This is a genomic window from Parasphingorhabdus flavimaris (genome assembly GCF_013371215.1).
GTDB classification, from domain to species: Bacteria; Pseudomonadota; Alphaproteobacteria; order Sphingomonadales; family Sphingomonadaceae; genus Parasphingorhabdus; species Parasphingorhabdus flavimaris.
Window position 1 is genome coordinate 803,991 of the sequence record NZ_JABWMH010000002.1, and the last position, 19,513, is coordinate 823,503.

General features: G+C 55.5%; 23 protein-coding genes. 16 read left to right on the forward strand and 7 right to left on the reverse strand.

What is annotated here, in order from left to right:
- Positions 1-39 precede the first annotated feature (39 nt).
- Genes pstC through phoB form a run of 5 tightly spaced genes read left to right on the forward strand, consistent with a single transcriptional unit; the run spans position 40 to position 4,994 of the window.
- The gene (gene pstC, locus HUO14_RS08525) at positions 40-1,425 is read left to right on the forward strand and encodes a phosphate ABC transporter permease subunit PstC (RefSeq protein WP_176279416.1); all 1,386 of its coding nucleotides are present in this window, start codon (positions 40-42) and stop codon (positions 1,423-1,425) included.
- On the forward strand, positions 1,418-2,680 hold the full coding sequence (gene pstA, locus HUO14_RS08530) for a phosphate ABC transporter permease PstA (RefSeq protein ID WP_246255364.1): 1,263 nt from the start codon (positions 1,418-1,420) through the stop codon (positions 2,678-2,680). Before pstC ends, pstA begins: the two co-directional genes overlap by 8 nt.
- Positions 2,681-2,733: 53 nt before the next feature.
- On the forward strand, positions 2,734-3,531 hold the full coding sequence (gene pstB / locus HUO14_RS08535) for a phosphate ABC transporter ATP-binding protein PstB (protein WP_217907946.1): 798 nt from the start codon (positions 2,734-2,736) through the stop codon (positions 3,529-3,531).
- A gap of 24 nt (positions 3,532-3,555) precedes the next feature.
- Positions 3,556-4,293, forward strand: a complete 738-nt coding sequence (gene phoU, locus HUO14_RS08540; RefSeq protein WP_176279418.1) for a phosphate signaling complex protein PhoU — start codon at positions 3,556-3,558, stop codon at positions 4,291-4,293.
- Complete coding sequence (gene phoB / locus HUO14_RS08545) at positions 4,293-4,994, forward strand: phosphate regulon transcriptional regulator PhoB (RefSeq protein WP_176279419.1); 702 nt, start codon at positions 4,293-4,295, stop codon at positions 4,992-4,994. The genes phoU and phoB overlap by 1 nt, the downstream gene beginning before the upstream one ends.
- A gap of 38 nt (positions 4,995-5,032) precedes the next feature.
- Here phoB and HUO14_RS08550 read toward each other — a convergent pair whose 3' ends face one another.
- Both HUO14_RS08550 and epsC read right to left on the reverse strand, forming a co-directional pair.
- Positions 5,033-5,386 carry a DUF2794 domain-containing protein gene (locus HUO14_RS08550; RefSeq protein WP_176279420.1) on the reverse strand — a complete coding sequence of 118 codons (354 nt, stop codon included), beginning with the start codon at positions 5,384-5,386 and terminating at the stop codon, positions 5,033-5,035.
- Positions 5,386-6,090 (reverse strand): serine O-acetyltransferase EpsC, encoded by a 705-nt coding sequence (gene epsC / locus HUO14_RS08555; RefSeq protein WP_176279421.1) that lies wholly within the window; start codon positions 6,088-6,090, stop codon positions 5,386-5,388. The genes HUO14_RS08550 and epsC overlap by 1 nt, the downstream gene beginning before the upstream one ends.
- A gap of 154 nt (positions 6,091-6,244) precedes the next feature.
- Here epsC and HUO14_RS08560 point away from each other — a divergent pair, with 154 nt between their 5' ends.
- Positions 6,245-7,168 (forward strand): hydrogen peroxide-inducible genes activator, encoded by a 924-nt coding sequence (locus HUO14_RS08560; RefSeq protein ID WP_176279422.1) that lies wholly within the window; start codon positions 6,245-6,247, stop codon positions 7,166-7,168.
- 6 nt (positions 7,169-7,174) lie between these two features.
- On the opposite strand, the gene HUO14_RS08565 is transcribed toward HUO14_RS08560, so the two are convergent.
- The 3 genes from HUO14_RS08565 to pgsA are packed head-to-tail and all read right to left on the reverse strand — an operon-like array spanning position 7,175 to position 8,450.
- On the reverse strand, positions 7,175-7,618 hold the full coding sequence (locus tag HUO14_RS08565; protein ID WP_176279423.1) for a molybdenum cofactor biosynthesis protein MoaE: 444 nt from the start codon (positions 7,616-7,618) through the stop codon (positions 7,175-7,177).
- Positions 7,615-7,878, reverse strand: a complete 264-nt coding sequence (gene moaD, locus HUO14_RS08570; RefSeq protein ID WP_176279424.1) for a molybdopterin converting factor subunit 1 — start codon at positions 7,876-7,878, stop codon at positions 7,615-7,617. The genes HUO14_RS08565 and moaD overlap by 4 nt, the downstream gene beginning before the upstream one ends.
- A complete protein-coding gene (gene pgsA, locus HUO14_RS08575; RefSeq protein WP_176279425.1) occupies positions 7,878-8,450 on the reverse strand; it encodes a CDP-diacylglycerol--glycerol-3-phosphate 3-phosphatidyltransferase in 573 nt (190 codons plus the stop codon). The genes moaD and pgsA overlap by 1 nt, the downstream gene beginning before the upstream one ends.
- Positions 8,451-8,613: 163 nt before the next feature.
- On the opposite strand from pgsA, the gene HUO14_RS08580 reads away from it, so the two are divergent.
- Positions 8,614-9,900: an MFS transporter gene (locus HUO14_RS08580; RefSeq protein ID WP_176279426.1), complete on the forward strand. Its 1,287-nt coding sequence runs from the start codon at positions 8,614-8,616 to the stop codon at positions 9,898-9,900.
- An 18-nt stretch (positions 9,901-9,918) separates the two neighbouring features.
- Here HUO14_RS08580 and HUO14_RS16170 read toward each other — a convergent pair whose 3' ends face one another.
- A complete protein-coding gene (locus tag HUO14_RS16170) occupies positions 9,919-10,125 on the reverse strand; it encodes a hypothetical protein (protein ID WP_217907947.1) in 207 nt (68 codons plus the stop codon).
- A gap of 304 nt (positions 10,126-10,429) precedes the next feature.
- Between HUO14_RS16170 and HUO14_RS08585 the strand changes: the two genes are divergently transcribed.
- From HUO14_RS08585 to HUO14_RS08600, 4 genes are all read left to right on the forward strand, one after another.
- Positions 10,430-10,669 carry a hypothetical protein gene (locus HUO14_RS08585; protein WP_176279427.1) on the forward strand — a complete coding sequence of 80 codons (240 nt, stop codon included), beginning with the start codon at positions 10,430-10,432 and terminating at the stop codon, positions 10,667-10,669.
- A gap of 163 nt (positions 10,670-10,832) precedes the next feature.
- A complete protein-coding gene (gene hslV / locus HUO14_RS08590) occupies positions 10,833-11,399 on the forward strand; it encodes an ATP-dependent protease subunit HslV (RefSeq protein WP_176279428.1) in 567 nt (188 codons plus the stop codon).
- Between the two features lie 44 nt (positions 11,400-11,443).
- Positions 11,444-12,745, forward strand: a complete 1,302-nt coding sequence (gene hslU / locus HUO14_RS08595) for an ATP-dependent protease ATPase subunit HslU (RefSeq protein ID WP_176279429.1) — start codon at positions 11,444-11,446, stop codon at positions 12,743-12,745.
- Between the two features lie 131 nt (positions 12,746-12,876).
- Positions 12,877-13,509: a peroxiredoxin family protein gene (locus HUO14_RS08600; protein WP_176279430.1), complete on the forward strand. Its 633-nt coding sequence runs from the start codon at positions 12,877-12,879 to the stop codon at positions 13,507-13,509.
- On the opposite strand, the gene HUO14_RS08605 is transcribed toward HUO14_RS08600, so the two are convergent.
- Positions 13,506-16,355, reverse strand: a complete 2,850-nt coding sequence (locus HUO14_RS08605; protein WP_425500482.1) for a M16 family metallopeptidase — start codon at positions 16,353-16,355, stop codon at positions 13,506-13,508. The two genes, HUO14_RS08600 and HUO14_RS08605, sit on opposite strands and share 4 nt — an antisense overlap.
- Positions 16,356-16,547: 192 nt before the next feature.
- On the opposite strand from HUO14_RS08605, the gene HUO14_RS08610 reads away from it, so the two are divergent.
- From HUO14_RS08610 to HUO14_RS08630, 5 genes are all read left to right on the forward strand, one after another.
- Positions 16,548-17,120 (forward strand): NifU family protein, encoded by a 573-nt coding sequence (locus tag HUO14_RS08610; protein WP_176279432.1) that lies wholly within the window; start codon positions 16,548-16,550, stop codon positions 17,118-17,120.
- A 27-nt stretch (positions 17,121-17,147) separates the two neighbouring features.
- On the forward strand, positions 17,148-17,741 hold the full coding sequence (locus HUO14_RS08615; RefSeq protein WP_176279433.1) for a malonic semialdehyde reductase: 594 nt from the start codon (positions 17,148-17,150) through the stop codon (positions 17,739-17,741).
- A 7-nt stretch (positions 17,742-17,748) separates the two neighbouring features.
- A complete protein-coding gene (tsaB, locus tag HUO14_RS08620) occupies positions 17,749-18,375 on the forward strand; it encodes a tRNA (adenosine(37)-N6)-threonylcarbamoyltransferase complex dimerization subunit type 1 TsaB (RefSeq protein ID WP_176279434.1) in 627 nt (208 codons plus the stop codon).
- 3 nt (positions 18,376-18,378) lie between these two features.
- A complete protein-coding gene (gene rimI, locus HUO14_RS08625; protein WP_343046071.1) occupies positions 18,379-18,882 on the forward strand; it encodes a ribosomal protein S18-alanine N-acetyltransferase in 504 nt (167 codons plus the stop codon).
- A 116-nt stretch (positions 18,883-18,998) separates the two neighbouring features.
- Complete coding sequence (locus HUO14_RS08630; protein WP_176279435.1) at positions 18,999-19,415, forward strand: Ros/MucR family transcriptional regulator; 417 nt, start codon at positions 18,999-19,001, stop codon at positions 19,413-19,415.
- Positions 19,416-19,513: the final 98 nt, after the last annotated feature.

Sequence of the window (19,513 nt, forward strand, 5' to 3'; positions counted from 1 at the left end):
TTACCAGATGAATTTGAATCAGGGGCGGAACCAGATATTGTGACAAGTACTACGCTCCTTTTTCTCGTGATCGGCCTGGGCCTTGTCGCGTGGTTTTTTGGCCGGCTGAAAGCAGCCGGCCTACACACCCGCGGCAAGGGCTCACGGTCCGTTTTGCATTCCCTGCCCAACTATCATGGCTGGTATGTCGCCTTATGGGCGATAGTGCCGGCGACGATTTTCATGATGGTCTGGAGTTTCGTCAGTCCCTCCCTGATTACCGATGCAGCGCTAAACAGTCCTGCTGCAGCGCAATTGCCCCAGGGCGGCTTTGCACGCGGTGCGATATTGTCCGAAGCCCGCGCGATAGCTTACGGGCATCAGGTCAACGCGTTCAACCCTTTGTCCCAGTCGATGGTCACACCCTATCGGGAGGCCATTTCCTACTATCAGATGATCGGCGCTGTCGCAGCGCTGCTCATGGTCTTTGCTTGCGGCGTCTATGCCTGGCTGAGAATCAAGCCGGACCTCAGAGCGCGCACGAAAATCGAGCGGGTGACAATGATGGTCCTGCTGCTGGCATCGCTGATCGCTATCGTCACAACCGTCGGAATTTTCCTTTCGCTGGTTTTTGAAACCGCCCGCTTTTTCTCCATGGTCTCGCCGATTGATTTTCTTTTCGGCACCGAATGGAATCCCAAGGCGGTTGCCGGACCTAGAGGCGAAACCGGTTTCGGTGCCATCCCGCTATTCTGGGGCACCGTGTTTATCGGCGCCATTATCGCAATGATCGTGGCCATTCCACTCGGCCTGATGAGCGCCATCTATCTCACCCAATATGCGCCGGCCAAATTCCGGAGCTGGATGAAACCGATCCTCGAGGTACTCGCAGGGGTTCCCACCGTGGTCTACGGCTATTTCGCAGCGCTAACCGTCGCCCCCGCACTCCGCGATTTCGCGGTCTCGATCGGCATTACAAGCGCTTCTTCGGAGTCCGCACTGGCTGCCGGCGTGGTCATGGGTATCATGATCATTCCGTTCGTCTCTTCGATGGCCGACGATAGCATCGCCGCCGTTCCCAGTTCGATGCGCGACGGATCGCTGGCAATGGGCGCTACCCATAGCGAAACGATCAAGAAAGTTTTGATCCCTGCCGCTTTGCCGGGCGTCGTTGGTGGCGTATTGCTGGCTGTCAGTCGCGCGATCGGTGAAACGATGATCGTTGTGATGGCTGCCGGGCTTGCCGCCAATATGACCGCCAATCCCTTCTCCAGCGTGACCACAGTCACCACCCAGATCGTCCAATTGTTAACCGGCGACCAGGAGTTTGACAGTCCCAAGACGCTGGCTGCCTTCGCTCTGGGACTGGTTCTGTTCATCGTGACCTTGCTGCTCAATCTCATCGCCTTGCGGGTGGTCAAAAAATACCGGGAAGCTTATGAATAGTCTCACCGATACCAAGCGTCGCCCTACCGACTGGCAGGGCGCTGCGATGCAGAAGCGGATTGCAAAACGCTATGCCGCCGAGCGCCGGTTCAAGGCGATCGGCATGGCGGCGATCATGCTGTCTGCCGGTTTCCTCGCGTTCCTTCTGGTAATCATGGTCGGAAACGGGTTCCGGGGGTTCACGCAGACGGAATTGCCGGTCGAGATCGATTTTCCTGCGGTTACCGGCGGTGTATCGCCAAGTCAGTTTGAAGGCGCAAACGGCAACGCTAATATCCAGTCCATGGGGCTCCCCGATATTGTCAACAGCAGCATTGAGCTCCAATATGGCAAAGATGGCACCGACCTGTTCTCGACCAGCGGCTGGACATCGGTCAGCGCAATGATCCTCGCCGATCCAAAAATCGTCGAACAGAAAACGACTGTCTATCTACCGGTTACCTCGGAAATAGATGTCGCCTACAAGGACTCCGGCACCCCGGAGTCGGAACGGATTGTCAGCAAATATTCTGATCAACTATCGACCGGATTTAACTGGAATTTTCTTAGCAATTCGGATGCGACAGATCCGATGCAAGTGGGCATCTGGGGGGCGTTTAAAGGCTCGCTGATCACCATGTTGGTGACCTTGCTGCTGGCTTTCCCGGTTGGCGTCCTGGCCGCGCTTTACCTCGAGGAATATGCCCCCAAGAACCGCTTGACCGACCTCATCGAGGTTTCGATAAACAATCTTGCCGCCGTTCCGTCGATAATCTTCGGCTTGCTTGGTCTCGCCGTATTCCTCAACTTTTTCGGCATGCCGAGGTCCGGCGCGCTGGTTGGCGGCCTGACGCTGGCCCTGATGACCATGCCGGTCATCGTCATCTCGGGCCGCAACGCGGTCAAGGCAGTCCCACCCTCGATCCGCGAAGCAGCGCTGGGTATCGGAGCAAGCCCCTTGCAGGTGGTGTTCCACCATGTTCTGCCGCTCGCCCTGCCCGGCATCCTGACCGGAACCATCATCGGGATGGCCCGCGCGCTGGGTGAAACCGCTCCTTTGCTGATGATCGGTATGCGCGCCTTCATCGCCACCCCTCCCAGCGGGATCACCGACCCGGCGACCGTATTGCCGGTCCAGATATTCCTCTGGTCGGACGAAGTCGACCGCGGCTTTGTCGAGAAGACATCCGCCGCGATCATCATTTTGCTATTGTTCCTCCTGACGATGAACGCGCTTGCCATCTATCTGCGCAATCGCTTTGAAACCCGTTGGTAGAAGTCCCGATGAACGACGACAAGAAAATGCAAGAATCGAGTGAAAGCATAAATATGACAGATCCGGCTACCACAGGCGCGACTAGCGAAAGCGGCACACCGAAAATGACCGCTCGCAATGTCAATGTTTTCTACGGCGACAAGCAAGCCATCAATGACGTGTCGATCGATGTGAACATGGACAGTGTCACCGCGTTTATCGGACCATCGGGTTGCGGAAAATCCACCTTTTTGCGCTGCATGAACCGGATGAACGACACTATTCCGATCGCCCGGATCACGGGCGACATCCGGCTCGAGGGCGACGATATTTATGCGCCGCAAATGGATGTTGTTCAGCTGCGCGCGCGGGTCGGCATGGTGTTCCAGAAACCCAATCCCTTCCCGAAATCCATCTATGACAATATCGCCTACGGCCCCAGGATTCACGGACTGGCAACCGGGAAGGAAGAACTGGACCATATCGTCGAATCGTCCCTGCAGCGTGCCGGTCTGTGGAGCGAAGTGAAAGACCGGTTGCAGGACAGCGGCACCGCATTGTCGGGTGGTCAGCAACAGCGTCTGTGTATCGCCCGCGCGATTGCGGTCGACCCCGAAGTAATCCTGATGGACGAGCCCTGCTCTGCCCTCGATCCGATTGCCACCGCAAAGATCGAAGAACTTATTCATGAATTGCGCGGACAATATGCTATTGTCATAGTAACGCACAATATGCAGCAAGCCGCGCGGGTCTCGCAAAAAACGGCCTTTTTCCACCTCGGGACATTGGTCGAATATGGAGAGACGACGGATATTTTCACCAATCCGCGCGAGGAAAAGACGCGGGATTATATCACCGGTCGTTACGGCTAAGCCGCAGTTAATTAGGAACAGACAATGGTCAATAGTGGCACAGAACATACCGTCAAAGCCTTCGATTCCGACATCAACCAGTTGCGAGGGATGGTCGCAGAAATCGGTGGTCGCAGCGAGCAGGCGATCGACAAGGCGATGCGTGCGCTGGAAAACAGCGACCTCGAACTGGCAGCCGAAGTCGTCCGGGAAGACAAGCTTATCGACGATCTGGAGAAGCGGATCGACGAACTGACCTTCCAGACAATCGCTCTTCGAGCACCAATGGCCGATGATCTGAGGGAATTGATTGCCACATTCAAGATTTCCGGCGTGGTCGAACGGATCGGCGACTACGCAAAGAATATTGCCAAACGGGTACCGCTCGTAACCCGGAATCGTAGGCTGACACCGGTTTCGCTGCTGCCTTCGATGTCGAAAATTGCCAGTGAGCTGGTCCGGGACTCACTCGATGCATTTGCCCGGCGCGACGCAGAACTGGCAATGGAAGTGAACCGGCGCGACCAGATCGTAGATGATTTTTACAATAGTATCTTCCGCGCGGTCATCACCCACATGATCGAAAACCCCAAGGATATTGGCGAGGCTGCACATCTCCTGTTCATCGCCAAGAACCTCGAGCGGATCGGTGACCATGCAACCAATGTCGCAGAGATGGTCTATTTCGCAGCAACCGGCGAGCCGATGCCGGAGCGCACCCGAGGGGAAGACCCGACGGATCCGGTTGATGTTGATGATACCCTCAGCGATGACGCCGACTGATGCCCAACGCAAAGCTGCTACTGGTCGAAGATGATGCCGCACTGGCGGAACTCCTGTCCTGGAATTTCAAGAAGGAAGAATATGACGTCATCCACACCAGCGATGGCGAAGAAGCGCTTTTACTGGTGCAGGAACATCGTCCCGACGTGATTTTGCTCGACTGGATGCTGGAGAGCCTGTCCGGAATCGAGGTCTGCCGCCAATTGCGCCGTTCGACCGAAACCGCCAATATTCCGATCATCATGCTGACGGCACGCGGCGAGGAAGAGGACAAGATTCGGGGCCTTGAAACCGGCGCCGACGACTATATCACCAAGCCGTTCAGTCCCCGCGAACTGATCGCGCGGGTCAAGGCGGTATTGCGCCGCGTCCGCCCGGCACTGGCCGGCGAGAAACTGGCTTTCGGCGACCTGGAAATGGACACTGTCGGCCACAAGGTCAAACGCGGTGGCGATACAATTGCTTTGGGCCCGACCGAGTTTCGCCTGCTCCGCCATTTTCTGGAACATCCCAACTGGGTCTTCTCGCGCGAACGGCTGCTCGACAGCGTCTGGGGTCAGGATAGCGATATCGAGCTGCGGACCGTTGACGTCCATATCCGCCGACTCCGCAAGGCGCTCAATGCCAATGGCAGAGCTGACATCATCCGCACCGTCCGCTCGGCGGGCTATGCGCTTGATACCGATGCAGTAGAGCCCTGAATCTGCGCAAAATCCTGTATTGCTCTGGGTTTTAGGCCCTAGTCTCCGACCAGTTTCACAAGCTTGCGTTCGACCGGCGCCAATATACCAGCGAGGTCGTGCCCGCGTTTCAGCACCTGTCCCTGCTCGCCGTGCAAAGACCACATGCCCTGGCGGTTGCGGTCGGCGGGGCGTTTCTCGATTCTTATCTGAGGTCGCTCCGATGCCCGGCGGAAGGCCGCAAAGATCGCGACATCTGGCCGCATGTCCATGGCATAGTCTTTCCAGTGGCCGGCGGCCACCATCCGGCCATAGAGACCGAGTATCCGCTCGATTTCCCTACGTTCAAACCCGACCTGAGAAGGGCCGCCCCGTTGCGGAAAAGCCGAGATATTGGATCCGCTGGAACCCATCAAGCGCGATCACGTCCCTTTGTCGCGGTCTTTTCGCTCTTGCCGCTCCGCTCTTCGGCGAAGGCAGCGATACGTTTCTGCAATTGCTCCATTTCGCACTGCAGGATTTCGAGCTTTTGCGTCGAAGGATCAAAAATTTCGCTGCACGGTGTTCCGTATGGAACAAAGTCCTTCTGATATTCTTTTGCCTCGATCAGCGTCGGCCGGGCGCGAACACCGACCATCGTCGCGCCTTCCGGAACATCTTGGGTAACTACAGCATTTGCGCCGACCCGTGCTCGTTTTCCGACGGTTATCGGCCCGAGCACCTGAGCGCCCGACCCCAATATCACATCGTCCTCGATGGACGGGTGACGCTTGCCGCCGACCCCGTTGGTCGGATTGGTGCCGCCCAGGGTCACGCATTGATAAATAGTCACATTGTCACCGATGTCGGCCGTCTCGCCGATCACGGTAAAGCCGTGATCGATAAAGAGATGTCGACCGATTTTTGCACCGGGATGGATATCGATGGCGGTCAAGAATCTCGAAATATGGTTGATCAGCCGCGCAAAGAAAAAAAGCTCGCCCTTGAACAGCCAATGGGCCAAGCGGTGCAAACCAATGGCCAGCACACCCGGATATAACAGCACTTCCCAGCGCGACCGCGGCGCCGGATCGCGCGCCTTTATGGAATCTAGATAGGCGCCCAGTGCCCGAAACATATATATTCTCCGGATGTTGCGAAGGCTTTCAAAATAGGGATGACAAATCACTATTTCCAGTCTTTTCTTGAAACCCAAATTCGGAGAGGCTTTGCAAAAGGCCAGTAATCACTATATTGGATTAAAGATAAAACACTGATCGAAAGCTTCGATAATGTCCACATATCTACCCACGCTCAAGCAATTGCAATATCTGGTAGCGCTGAAAGAGCATGGGCATTTCGGCAAGGCGGCAGAATCCTGCTTCGTCACCCAGTCGACGCTTTCGGCGGGCATCAAGGAACTGGAGACGTTGCTCGACATAGTCCTGGTGGAACGGACCCGGCGGGTTGTTCGCTTCACCGAGCTCGGCAATCAGATGGTGGAAAAATCCTATCGCATTCTCCGGGAGGCCGAAGAGCTTTCCGAGATGGCTCGGTCCGCCGGACAACCGCTGGCCGGCAACGTCCGGATGAGCGTCATTCCGACGATCGCGCCCTTCCTGTTGCCTCGCTTGCTACCACAATTGCGCAAGGAACGGCCGGAACTCAAGCTTTACCTGAAAGAGGAGACCAGCCAGGCGGCATGCGATTCCCTGCATCACGGCCATGCGGATTGCGTATTGCTGGCCCTGCCCTTTCCGTGCGGAGATGTGGAATCCGAAGTTCTGTTCAGCGACGAGATATTCGTCGCTTTCCCGAAAGATGATCCCCGCGATCCGCCTGCGATGGTTGATCCTGCCGCACTCGACGAGACACAATTATTGTTGCTCGAGGACGGGCACTGCCTGAAGGACCATGCTTTGGCGGCCTGCAACCGACCGGAACTGAGGGCTTCGGCCCGGATGATGGGAACCTCGCTCCACACGTTGGTCCAGATGGTAGACAATGGCCTTGGCCTCACTCTGCTTCCCAAAATGGCAATCGATAGCGGCATATTGGATCATACGAATATTGTCGCAAGGCCGCTGATGTCGAACAATGCAACGCGCGATATTGCTCTGGTCTGGCGGACAAACAGCCCCAGGCGCAGCGAGTTTCAGCTATTGGCGGAAATCATGAAGGGCGCGCAAAACTGGGTTTCTGCGTCCGGCAAATAGGACACTCTACTCGTCCCATTGCTTTGAAGCGTCGATATCGGATTGTCGCTCCTCGACCCACTGGTCCGTCCCGTCAAGCCGGACCTCTTTCTTCCAGAACGGGGCCACGGTCTTCAACCGGTCCATGATGAAGGAACAGGCTTCGATTGCTGCCTTGCGATGATCGGACCCGGTAACCACCAGCACAATATTCTCGCCTACCGCCAGCTTGCCCACCCGATGGATGATCGTGACGGCGTGGAGGGCCCAATCGGCCTTGGCAATTTCGGCAATCCCGTAAAGCGCCTTTTGCGTCATCGCGGGATAATGTTCCAGCTCGAGACTCTGCAGATTGCCATCATCCCGCACCAGGCCGACAAAGCTCGCGATCGCTCCACCTCCGTGACGCGCAACGTCCTGCGTCTCCGAACCGATATCAAAGTCGGCCAGGCCTGTTTCGACCTTGATCATCCGCCGGTTACTGGCGGGAAAATGGCCAGTTCCTTTGCAGAACCGATCACCGACGCTGGTGTTCCATAATCCTGATCGAGAGCGAAACGCAATTTCGAGACATCCGACAGGATATCTGCATGGGCAGCACCGCGATCAGCGAGCAAGTTCAGGATATCGGCGATTGTCCGGACTTCGTCCCCCAGCACAAACTGCTCTTCATCCACGCCAAGCCGTTCGCGGACCCAGGAAAAATAAACGATGTTGATCGAACGGCTCATCAGTCCATATGCTTCAAACCGACCCGCAGATAGTCCCATCCGGTGATCAGGGTCAAAATCGCTGCGGCCCAAAGCGTCCACAAGCCTATGGTCTCGACAATCGGAAACTGCGGCAATCCGCCGGCCAATATCAGGGCGCCGAGCGAAATCATCTGAAAGCCGGTCTTCCATTTCGCCAGTTGCGAGACAGGAACGCTGACCTGCAAACCGGCAAGAAACTCCCGCAGGCCTGACACGGTAATCTCCCGCAACAATATGACCAGCGCCGCGATCGTATGCCATCCGTTAATATCGCGCGTAAACACCAGCATCAGGACCACCGCAGCGATCATGATTTTATCCGCGATCGGATCCAGAAAAATGCCAAGCTTGGAAACGGTTCCCTGCGACCGCGCCAGATAACCATCGAAATAATCAGTCACCGCCATCAGGCAATATAGCCCGAAGGCCAGCAGATAGTCGATCGGCAGCGGCTGGGATCGCGGCACGGAAAAATTTGGCCAAAGCAGAAAGACCAGGATCGGCACCGCGAATATGCGGGAGAGCGTTAATATGTTTGGCAAATTCAGCATCGCGGACATCGCATAAACAGATTCTGATCAAATGAGAAACGATTCAGTCAACTAATAGGAGATTTCATCTCCGGCAGGTTTGTCATTCGATTTGACGCAGTGGCTCAGTGAGCTAAGGATATAGCTACATTCCATTCTTCGCTCGAAAAGAGATTTTCACTTGATGCAAAATACTGCGCATTTATTGCGGACAAGAAGGTTTTTGCCGTTGTTCCTCACGCAGTTGCTGGGAGCGTTTAACGACAATCTGTTCAAATTCTCGATGGTCATTCTGGTGACCTATGGGATTTACGAAAGTGAATCGGAGGATTTCGCGTTCAACGCCCTCGCCTCAGGTCTCTTCATCCTGCCTTTTTTCCTGTTTTCCTCGCTCGCTGGCCAGCTGGCCGACAATTACGACAAGGCAAGGATCACGCGATTCGTCAAAACGCTCGAAATTTTCATTGCCGTCATCGGCGGCATCGGCCTCTGGCTGCACTCGATTCCGGTCATGCTGACCGCATTATTTCTTCTCGGGCTGCAATCCACCTTCTTTGGACCGATCAAATATGCGGTGCTCCCGCAACATCTGCAGAAGGATGAGGTGCTGGGCGGCACCGGCCTGGTGGAGGCGGGAACCTATATCGCGATTCTGGCGGGCACGATCCTGGGCGGGATTATCATCGACAAGGACGGCAATGGCGTCGAGATTGCCGTCGTAACGGTTTTCCTGGTAGCCCTGATCGGTCGTATCGCGGCCCAGTTCATGCCGGAAGCTCCGGCTCAGAAGGAAGTCGAAAAAATCGACTTCAACTTCGTCCGCTCGTCCTTCCACCTGATCTCGGCGACCTTGCACGTCCGCAAATTATATCTGGCGATCATCGCCATCAGCTTTTTCTGGACCATCGGCTCGGTACTGATCATTCAGTTCCCACCGCTGGTCGAAAATGTCCTGACCGCAACTCCGCAGGTCGCCAGCCTTTTTCTGGGAGTATTCTCGATCGGGATCGCGATCGGCTCTGTTCTTGTCAACCGGCTGCTGAAAAGTGAAGTATCTGCGCGCTTTGCGCCGGTGAGCGTCATATTGATGGGCGGCTCTGTTCTACTTCTCTACTTCATTGCACGAGGTTGGGATGGTTTGCCGAATGGCGATCTCTACACGTTTGAGACGTTCATCGTGCACGAGGGCGCCTGGTCATTGCTGGCGACCCTCGGCGGCGTTTCGATTTTCGGCGGGATGTTTGTCGTGCCGCTATACGCTTTTTTGACTACAACCGTCGACATCAGCCAGACCGCGCGCACGATCGCCGCCAACAACGTCGTCAACTCGGGGTGTATGGTTCTCGGGGCATTGGCCGCGATGGGCCTCAGTATGTTGGGCGTTTCGACGACGGAGCAGTTGTTGCTGGTAGCTGCCATGTGCCTGGTCGCTGCCTGGCTCGGTCATCAGCTTCATCGCGCCTGCGACTGATCTGCGGTTGGCGCTGGATCAGGCGATAAACGTATAGAATGCGGTGAAAAAGCTCAGAAAGCTCAACAGAAACAAACTGGCGTCTTCCCCCAGCCATTTCCTTTTGGAAGGCGCAACCGCATCTAGCCGATGATCTTCCCTCGCAACCTGCACGACGTTGGGAGACAGGCTTTGGCGAAAAGGATGCCGGATGGCTTGGGTTTGTAAGAATTTCTCTGTGTCCATGCCGTCGTGTTAACAATTTGTTAGCCATATTATCCAGCCCGAATTTCGCGCCCATGGTTAACGTCTTGAATTGGAACAGCCCCGCAATTCCGGAAGTTTTGGTCGCCATAGCGAGTCAAAATTAACTTGTGGCCCTATCGGTCGTCCAAACGATCAATCTATTGGCAAATGGCAACCTGTGTGATCTTTGCAACTGATCGGTAAAATAGCCATGCTGAACAATAAGATGGTTGATTTCACTAGGCCCTTATGCCAATGGCTGATGCGTATTGAATGAAATGCGAAAACCCTGAAGGAGCAAATTATGCGTTTCGGTAAAATTGGAATGGCTGCAGCAGCAGCCGCGTCGCTTGTAAGCGCACCTGTCTTGGCTCAGGCTGTACAGCCTGTTTCTTCTGTTGCCCGTACCGGTGCAACCGTTGAAAAAGAGAGCAACCTTGAAGGCGGCTCCGGCATCATCATTGCCATTCTCGCTGCAGCAGCAGTAATTGGCGGCATCGTTATCGCAGCCGACGGCAGCGATGATACGCCAACCTCCCCCTGAATCAATTCAGGCATAGAATTTTGAAATGGCGGCCAACTGGTCGCCATTTTTTTTGCGCCCGGAACACCGGAAATAGATAGCTCCGCCGCCATTTCATGAACATGTTGGAGCACCGTGCAGGCTTTGGTTGCACATCAGGGCAGGATTACCCATATCCATTTTCATGACAGAAAATCAGCAACATGGCCTGCAGCAGTGGCATGGCACAACAATCCTATCGGTCCGGAAAAATGGCAAAGTTGTCGTAGTTGGCGACGGCCAGGTATCAATGGGTAATACTGTAATGAAGCCGAACGCCCGAAAGGTCCGTCAATTGCACGACGGATCGGTGATTGGCGGCTTTGCGGGTGCGACCGCAGATGCCTTCACATTGTTCGAACGCCTCGAGGCGAAGCTCGAACGGCACAATGGGCAATTGATGCGCGCAGCGGTCGAGCTGGCAAAGGATTGGCGGACCGATAAATATCTCCGCAATCTCGAGGCCTTGATGATCGTGGCCGACAAGGAGGTTACCCTGATCCTAACCGGCAACGGCGACGTACTCGAACCGGTAGAGGGCATTGCAGCGATCGGCTCCGGAGGCAATTTCGCTCTCTCCGCCGCGCGCGCGCTGAAAGATTATGAGAAAGATGCCGAGAAACTGGCCCGGAAGTCGATGGAAATTGCTGCCGACCTTTGCGTATTCACCAACGACCAGGTCACGATTGAAACGCTCGATAGCGACAGCTGATCATTGTCCTGTCCGTCACATCTAATAACAAAGAGAAAATTAATATGCAGGCGAACCTGACCCCCAAAGCTATCGTCAAGGCTCTCGATGAACATATTATCGGTCAGCAGGACGCAAAGCGCGCCGTAGCCGTAGCTTTGCGCAACCGTTGGCGCAGACAGCGACTGCCTGCCGAGCTGCGCGACGAGGTGACCCCCAAGAATATCCTGATGATCGGGCCCACGGGTTGCGGTAAAACGGAGATATCTCGCCGCCTGGCAAAGCTCGCAGACGCGCCCTTCATCAAGGTCGAAGCGACCAAGTTCACCGAAGTTGGCTATGTTGGCCGCGATGTCGAGCAAATTGCCCGCGACCTCGCCGAAGAGGCAGTCCGTCTGGAACGCGAGCGGAGGCGGCTCGCTGTGCATGAAGCCGCAGCCGAAGCGGCCATGAAACGGCTGCTGGATGTATTATGCGGTGAAAGCGCCAGCGAAGCCACACGGGAAAGCTTTCGCCAAAGGGTCGTCGACAATCATATGAACGACACCGAAATCGAGATTGAAGTCGAGGACGTGCCCAATACGCCGATGGACATTCCCGGCATGGGTGGCCAGGTTGGCATGATCAACCTGTCCGACATGATGGGCAAGGCATTCAATCAGAATCGCCTGAAACGGCGGAAAATGCGGGTAGCAGACGCATGGGACAAGTTGGTCGAGGAAGAGTCCGACAAGCGGCTCGACGACGATGACATTTCCCGGGCAGCTATCACAGATGCCGAGTCCAATGGCATCGTATTCCTCGATGAAATCGACAAGATAGCGGTCAGCGACGTACGCGGCGGATCGGTCAGCCGCGAGGGTGTCCAGCGGGATATTCTCCCACTGATCGAAGGCACAACCGTTGCGACAAAATATGGTCCGATGAAGACCGACCATATCCTGTTCATCGCATCGGGCGCTTTTTCGATATCGAAACCCAGCGACATGCTTCCCGAACTGCAGGGCCGCCTGCCCATCCGCGTCGAATTGCGGGCGCTGACGGAAGAAGATTTCGTCAGGATCCTTACGGAGACCAGAGCGAATCTGACCGAGCAATATATTGCGCTTCTCGGCACCGAGGATGTCACCATCAAAATTTCCGAAGATGCGATCAGAAAACTCGCCGGAATCGCTGCAAATGTGAACGAAACGGTCGAGAATATCGGCGCTCGCCGCCTGCAAACGGTCATGGAAAAGCTGCTTGAAGAGATCAGCTTTACGGCAGAAGACCGGGCAGGCGAAGAGATTACGATCGACGCAGCCTATGTCGACAAGCAATTGTCGGATGTGGCCAAGGACACCGACCTGTCAAAATATATATTATGATGATAATCTCGGTCCGCTTGTAGGCACGAGAGATGGCGGCGACTGCCCTTCCCTGTCGGAATTCCGGTGGCAGCTGTAACAAAATCTCCGCGAACCTCGAACCGGGGAAGGTAAATCATATGGAGTGCATCATGTTCCGAGCCGCCTTGCTTTTATCATCGGTTGCCGTCGCCGGACTGTCGGCATGTTCCGATCCAGCCCCCGCGCCGGCCACCGAGGCTACCGGTCAGCCGGAAGAAAGGCCCGAGGTTGTCGTCGCGCCGATAACCAAGGCAGAGAGCATCGATGCCGGCCTGAAGGTTGGAGAACGGGTCCCGCTGGGGACCACATTGCTGACCAAAGGCGATGAAACGACTCTGGCGGAAATCCTGGAAAACGGCCCTGCCGTCCTGGTATTTACCCGGTCCGTTGAATGGTGCCCTTATTGTCAGACCCAGTTAAAATCGATCAACTCGATTGTGGATGATCTGAAAGAACGCGGCTACGGTCTTTATGGCCTGACCTATGACAGCCCTGATCAACAGGACCGCTTTTCGAAAAACCAGATGTTGCAATATAAGATGCTCTCGGACCAGCAATCGAGCGTGATCGACGGATTCGGCTTGCGAGACCCGCAATATACCGAAGGCCGCGCCGCCGGCGTTCCTTACGCATCGGTTTTCGCCATCGATCAAAATGGCAAAATTCTCGCAAAGTCGGTTTCAGGCGATTTCAAGAAACGGCCGACCAACGAGCAGATTCTCGCTCTGATTGACTCGATCTAGTTGCTGCCGGCGGCCTCCGCTTGCGAAATCGCCGGTTCATTATCATTGGCCGCAACAGGGCTCAACTCGGGCAGCACGGCGAGCTTCCATTCCGTCCCGTCATCAAGATATTTTACAGCCAGCGCCTGCACCTCTTCTGGTGTTATCACGGTATAGTCACTGAGCAACGTTCTCAGAGCCACAAATTTCTGTGGCTTGTAACTCGCCCCCTCCATCTGGCTCATCCAGAATGTATTGCCGCTGCTCGCCCGCGCGATAAGTTGGCGTAGCGGTTCGACCACGCGCGTCAGTTCGTCTGCGCTCACAGGATTTTCGCGCAGGTCCTTGGCGATCATTGCGACGACATTGTAGAAGCGGTCGATATTGTCAGGGGTCAACTGGCTCTGCGCCCCGATATAACCACCCGTTTCAAAATCAGCAGGCCAGCTGTTGAAAACCTGCGGACTGTAGCTTGCGCCCTGCTGCGAGCGGAGTATCTCGAACAGTCGATCGTTGAAAATGGCCACCAATATTTCCAGCTTGCGACTTTCCCGGATATCTTCAAGTCCGCCGCCGGTCGGCCAGGCCACCATGGCAGCCGCCCGATCGACATCACCCTTGTGAACCAATATTTCCGGACCAGCCTGGGGCGCCGGAAAATCGGGAGCGGTGGCATCGGCCAGAACGGGCCGCGACTTACGTTTCTTCAACGCGCCAAAGGTCTTCAATATGGCCTCCACCGCGACATCCCGGTCGAAATCCCCGAACAGCATCAGTTCTATCGGCCCGCTGGCGAGAATAGGTTTCCAGAACTGTTTGAAATTTCGAGGCGTCAATTGCTCGAAATCCGCTTTGTCCGGCGTCTTCCAGCGCGGATCCTTGCCCCGTATCAGCCATTCCAGATCCCGCTCCAGAACTGCCTGCGGCGACGCGGAGAAGCTGTCATAACCGATCAGCGAAGCGGCTTTGGCGCGAATGAGTGGCGCGGAATCCCAGCGTGGGAAAGCCAGTTTGGCCGCAATAAGATGAAGCTGGTCTTCCAAGTCCGACGGCCTAGTATCGGCGGTTATTTCAAATGCGTCATTGTCGATATCAAAGCTCAGTCCGATCCGGCGACCGGTCGTGATCTTGTCGAGATCCTCCTGCCCGAGATTGGCGACACCGCTCGCCATCAACGCCAGAGCGCCTGACCATGCGAGCGATTCCTGACGCGGTGACAGGCCGCTAAAGCCATTGCCAAACCTGGCATTGACCATGATCTTGTTCCGCTCTGCCTTATTGGGAAACAACAAAACCCTGACGCCATTGGCGAGTTCCAGTTGCTCGACTTCGAACCGTTCTATCTTCCTGACCGATTTGACCGAACCTTTTTTCCCGATCCTTTTCAGTGAATCAAAACCGATGTCGGACTGAACGACGCGGACATCGCTCGCTGCATCGACGCTCTTTTGCAACGCATCGGCCAATCTTGAATTTCCGTTTTCTACGCTATTGGGTGACGTCATCACCGCACGCGTGGAGACACCGGTGAACAGCTTGCGCGTTGATGCCAGCAATCTCTCCGGCGTGTATAGGTCCCGCATTGCCCGAAAAACATCCAGCGCAACCTGCGGCGTTGCGACGGTTTCTCGAATGTCGACCGCGTTGACGATATCGTCGGCCTGTTTCCGGGCAGCCTCACTGGGATAGCCCTCGACACCGATCGCAAGCGCTGCGTCAAATTCGGCAATTTCGCGCGCAATATCTGCTTCGGAAGGGGCGATGGTCGTTGCATCCGCGATGACTGCCCGGACATCTGACAGCGCGGCTTCCCAATCTTCACCCAAAGGAATAATACTGATGAACGTGCCGTCGACCGATCGGCTGACATCATCCTGTCCGACGCTTGCCTGCAAATAGCTGCCTCCTGCCCTCGCCCGTGCTTCAAGCCGGCGATTGATCATCTGCATGGCCAACAGGTCGATCAATATCTGCTGATTATATGCAATCGTGTCCTCGACCTGTTCCCACGGGCGCGCGATCATCATCGAAATGAATTGTGGAACATTTGGCTCGACAATGATCTCACTGATATCTTTCGTATCCCGAGGTTGACCGAAGTCCGGTATGCTGCCCGCCTCGCCCTTTCCGCTCCATCCGGCAAAATGTTTCTTCAGCAACTCCTCGAACAATTCCGGGTCGCCGTCTCCGGCGATAACGATCACCGTCTTCTCAGGACGATACCAGCGTTGATGGAATAATTGCAGCATCTGCGGCGTCGCACCGCTCAGCGTTTCCGGTGTTCCGATGGGCGCCCGGCTGGCCAGCAATTGCCCGGCAAAAAATAGTTTCCGCGTGGCATTCTGCACGTTTGACTGCGGCCCTGCCCGCTCCCGCAATTCGGCCAATACGACCGGGCGCTCGGCATTGACGGCAGTGATGCTCAGACCAGGCGAACTCGCCATTCCAGACAGGATTTTCAGGCTTTCGTCGAGACTGGTCCGGTTGGCATCGGGCAGATCCAGCTTGTAGACCGTTTGTGTCGGCGACGTTTCGGCATTGCTGTCGCTGCCGAAGGTTGCTCCCAATCGCTGCCAAACCCGTTTCGCCTCACCATCAGGGACGTGGGTCGAGCCGCGGAATGTCAGATGCTCCATGAAATGGGCAAACCCCTGTTCCCGCTCGGTCTCCATCAGCGATCCGACATCCATCCGCATCCGGATCGATACCTGTCCCGGTGGCACTCCGTTGCGCTTGACCGCATAGCGCAAGCCATTGTCCAGTTCGCCAAAGATCCAGCTCTTGTCGACCGGCACATCACTGTTTTCATATAGCCAGGGCAGCGGATCATCACCGTCCGCTGGTTTCGCAGCAGCCAAGCCTGGCACAACCAGCAAGCAGAATGCAAAACAGAAAAACGACAAAAATCGGGTGGGGCTGGAAGATATAGGGTTCATGCTGAGGATATAAGCAGGCCCAATCTTACTGGCCAGTGAATATTCCCGCCAATCGCGCTCAAAGCGACGGATCAGCGAAGTTTAACCCTTGATAGAGGTGCCATTAATCGCCAAATGACAGATATGCTTATTGAAACAGAAAAAACACCGAACCCCTCGACCCTGAAATTTCTGGTCGGACAACCCGTGATGTCGGACGGTACCCGCGATTTTGCGTCCCCGGAAGATGCGGAAATATCTCCGCTGGCGGAAGCCTTGTTCACGCTCGGCGATGTCACTGGCGTGTTTTTCGGTTCGGATTTCATCTCGGTGACATGCGGTCCGGGAGCCGATTGGGTGGATCAGAAACCCCAGGTCCTGAGCATACTGCTCGACCATTTCTCGGCAGGACTTCCCCTTTTCAAGGCGGGCAGTGCCGGCGACATCACCGTTCCTCCCGAAGAGGAAGTCCACGACGATCCGGAAGATGCGGACATCGTGGCGCAAATCAAGGAACTGATCGAAACCCGGGTTCGTCCGGCTGTCGCCAATGATGGTGGCGATATCGTCTATCGCGGCTTCAACAAAGGCACGGTGTTCCTCAAAATGCAGGGCGCTTGCGCAGGATGCCCGTCTTCTTCCGCGACCCTGAAACATGGGATCGAATCCTTGTTGAAACATTATGTCCCCGAGGTCATCGAAGTCCAGGCCGCTTAAATTCTCGTTCTAGACAAAGGCAAATCTATGAATTCCCCACTGGATCAAGCGGCGCTGGATCAGCTGTTTCTCAAAGCACGCACCTTTAACGGCTATCACGACAAACCGGTCTCGGTCGATCAGTTGCACGCCATATGGAATCTCATGAAAATGGGGCCGACCAGCGCAAACATGCTGCCGGCGCGCCTCGTCTGGTGCCATAGCCAGCAAGCGAAAGACCGGCTGGCTGATCTGGCAGCGGAAGGCAATCAGGACAAGATCCGCAAAGCTCCTGCCGCCGTCATCATCGGTATGGATGAGGATTTCCATGAGCATTTGCCGGAGCTTTTCCCCCATGCCGACGCCAAAAGCTGGTTCGCCGGCGATGCCGAAGCGCGCAAAGTACACGCGATGCGTAACAGCTCTCTCCAGGGCGGCTATTTCATTCTCGCCGCGCGAGCGCTTGGACTCGACACCGGCCCGATGTCCGGCTTCGACAATGATGCGGTCGACAAGGAATTTTTCGGCGATCAACCCAAGGTAAAGTCCAACTTTATTTCGACTTTGGGCTATGGCGATCCGGCGACAATTTTCGAACGCAGCCCCCGCCCCGATTTCGACAAATTCAACAGTCTGATCTGACCGGCTGATGGGCGAGCGTCTCCTCGCAATCGACACCGCAACCGCGGCCTGCTCCGTCGCGCTGTTCGAAGATGGCCAGTTAATCGCATCGGATTATGCCGAAATCGGTCGCGGCCACGCGGAAAAGCTCATCCCGGCGATCGCAGGGCTCCCTGACCGGGGCAAGGCCGACAAGATATTGGTCGATTGCGGTCCGGGCAGCTTTACAGGCGTTCGCATCGGCATTTCCGCCGCAAAGGCTCTGGCATTGGCCTGGGGTGCGGAAATCAACGGATATTCCTGCCTTTCGCTGGTGGCAGCGCAGGCCCTGAGCAAGCTCGAGGCAGCGCAACCGGTCTGCGTCGCGATGCTCGCGGGCCATGGCGAATATTTTGTCCAGAATTTTTCCGGCGCGGGTGAAGCATTGGGGCCGCTTGCCTCACTGACGCCAGACCAGGCGGCCCTTCAGGTTCAGGCGGACGTAATTGCCGGATCCGCCGCTACGGAGCTTGCCGGACTGGTGGGAGCGGTCGCTCATTATCCGATATTGCCAAATGCCTCGCAAATCTCTTTACTAGCCAGCGATATGAAGAAAATGTCATCCAAGCCACTCTATGGACGCAAGCCCGACGCCCAGCCAGCGAAAGCCGCCTGAGCCGTGGCCAGTCGGCAAGGACCTTGGAATGGTCGCGAACCGGCCCCGATCGATATCCAGCCAGGCAACCTCGGCGATCTGCGCGAAATCATGCGTATCATGGAGACCGCTTTTCCCAAGACTTACGGCGAAGGCTGGAATCACCATCAATGCCGCTCGATGCTTTCGATGCCCAGCGCCAAACTTCTGATTGCCCGGACATATAACACAGTCTGTGGTTTTGTGATCAGCCGTCAGGCCGCTGATGAAGAAGAACTGTTGATGATTGCAGTCTCTCCCGACCACCAGCGTCAGGGTGTCGGGCATTGCTTGCTAGAACATATGTTGCTGACCGCCCGAAGCGATGACGTCTCATCCGTCTTTCTGGAAATGAGAGCCAATAACCCGGCGGCGAAACTCTATGCCGAATTTGGTTTCCACCAGATCGGTTTGCGTAAGGACTATTATACCGGGCCGAACAAGGAAAAATTTGACGCCATTACTTACAAGGCGACATTCGCGGACTAGAGATTTCGTGAATATTTCATCTGTTTGACTGTTGCAGCTTGCGGGAGTTCGTGTAAATGTCAACTCGCAGTAAATGCAAAATAATAAAAACAATGGTCGCATAAAGGTATAATATTATGACGGAAGAAGAAAGTGCTCTGAATGAGATGCTTATCACATTCACTTCAGACATCGTTGCCGCACATGTCAGCAACAACAGCGTCGCAGTATCGGATTTGCCGATAATCATCAGCAGTGTTCACGGAGCCCTAGCAGGTCTTTCGGGCAAAGCGGCGGAACAGGCGCGGCCCGATCCCGCCGTTCCGGTCAAATCATCGATCAAGCCAGACTATATTGTCTGCCTGGAGGATGGCAAAAAGCTGAAAATGCTGAAACGCCATTTGATGACTCACTATGGCATGACGCCGGAAGATTATCGCGCCAAATGGGGCTTGCCCAACGATTATCCTATGGTCGCTCCCAATTACGCGGAAAAGCGCCGCCAGCTTGCCAAGGCCATCGGGCTCGGCAAGAAAAAGGGTCCGAAGAAATAAATCGGACCGCTTCATTGCATCAAGTTTAGAAAATTGCGGCAATGTTGCCGCAATTTTTGCTTTGCAATATCCTGCGCCCCGCATAGAGTCTTCCTAAC

Excerpts from the sequence above, each read along its gene's own strand:
- pstA (WP_246255364.1), top strand. The coding sequence starts at position 1,418 with ATGAATAGTCTCACCGATACCAAGCGTCGCCCTACCGACTGGCAGGGC.
- pstB (WP_217907946.1), top strand. The coding sequence starts at position 2,734 with ATGACAGATCCGGCTACCACAGGCGCGACTAGCGAAAGCGGCACACCG.
- phoU (WP_176279418.1), top strand. The coding sequence starts at position 3,556 with ATGGTCAATAGTGGCACAGAACATACCGTCAAAGCCTTCGATTCCGAC.
- phoB (WP_176279419.1), top strand. The coding sequence starts at position 4,293 with ATGCCCAACGCAAAGCTGCTACTGGTCGAAGATGATGCCGCACTGGCG.
- HUO14_RS08550 (WP_176279420.1), bottom strand. The coding sequence starts at position 5,386 with ATGGGTTCCAGCGGATCCAATATCTCGGCTTTTCCGCAACGGGGCGGC.
- epsC (WP_176279421.1), bottom strand. The coding sequence starts at position 6,090 with ATGTTTCGGGCACTGGGCGCCTATCTAGATTCCATAAAGGCGCGCGAT.
- HUO14_RS08560 (WP_176279422.1), top strand. The coding sequence starts at position 6,245 with ATGTCCACATATCTACCCACGCTCAAGCAATTGCAATATCTGGTAGCG.
- HUO14_RS08565 (WP_176279423.1), bottom strand. The coding sequence starts at position 7,618 with ATGATCAAGGTCGAAACAGGCCTGGCCGACTTTGATATCGGTTCGGAG.
- moaD (WP_176279424.1), bottom strand. The coding sequence starts at position 7,878 with ATGAGCCGTTCGATCAACATCGTTTATTTTTCCTGGGTCCGCGAACGG.
- pgsA (WP_176279425.1), bottom strand. The coding sequence starts at position 8,450 with ATGCTGAATTTGCCAAACATATTAACGCTCTCCCGCATATTCGCGGTG.
- HUO14_RS08580 (WP_176279426.1), top strand. The coding sequence starts at position 8,614 with ATGCAAAATACTGCGCATTTATTGCGGACAAGAAGGTTTTTGCCGTTG.
- HUO14_RS16170 (WP_217907947.1), bottom strand. The coding sequence starts at position 10,125 with ATGGACACAGAGAAATTCTTACAAACCCAAGCCATCCGGCATCCTTTT.
- HUO14_RS08585 (WP_176279427.1), top strand. The coding sequence starts at position 10,430 with ATGCGTTTCGGTAAAATTGGAATGGCTGCAGCAGCAGCCGCGTCGCTT.
- hslV (WP_176279428.1), top strand. The coding sequence starts at position 10,833 with ATGACAGAAAATCAGCAACATGGCCTGCAGCAGTGGCATGGCACAACA.
- hslU (WP_176279429.1), top strand. The coding sequence starts at position 11,444 with ATGCAGGCGAACCTGACCCCCAAAGCTATCGTCAAGGCTCTCGATGAA.
- HUO14_RS08600 (WP_176279430.1), top strand. The coding sequence starts at position 12,877 with ATGTTCCGAGCCGCCTTGCTTTTATCATCGGTTGCCGTCGCCGGACTG.
- HUO14_RS08610 (WP_176279432.1), top strand. The coding sequence starts at position 16,548 with ATGCTTATTGAAACAGAAAAAACACCGAACCCCTCGACCCTGAAATTT.
- HUO14_RS08615 (WP_176279433.1), top strand. The coding sequence starts at position 17,148 with ATGAATTCCCCACTGGATCAAGCGGCGCTGGATCAGCTGTTTCTCAAA.
- tsaB (WP_176279434.1), top strand. The coding sequence starts at position 17,749 with ATGGGCGAGCGTCTCCTCGCAATCGACACCGCAACCGCGGCCTGCTCC.
- HUO14_RS08630 (WP_176279435.1), top strand. The coding sequence starts at position 18,999 with ATGACGGAAGAAGAAAGTGCTCTGAATGAGATGCTTATCACATTCACT.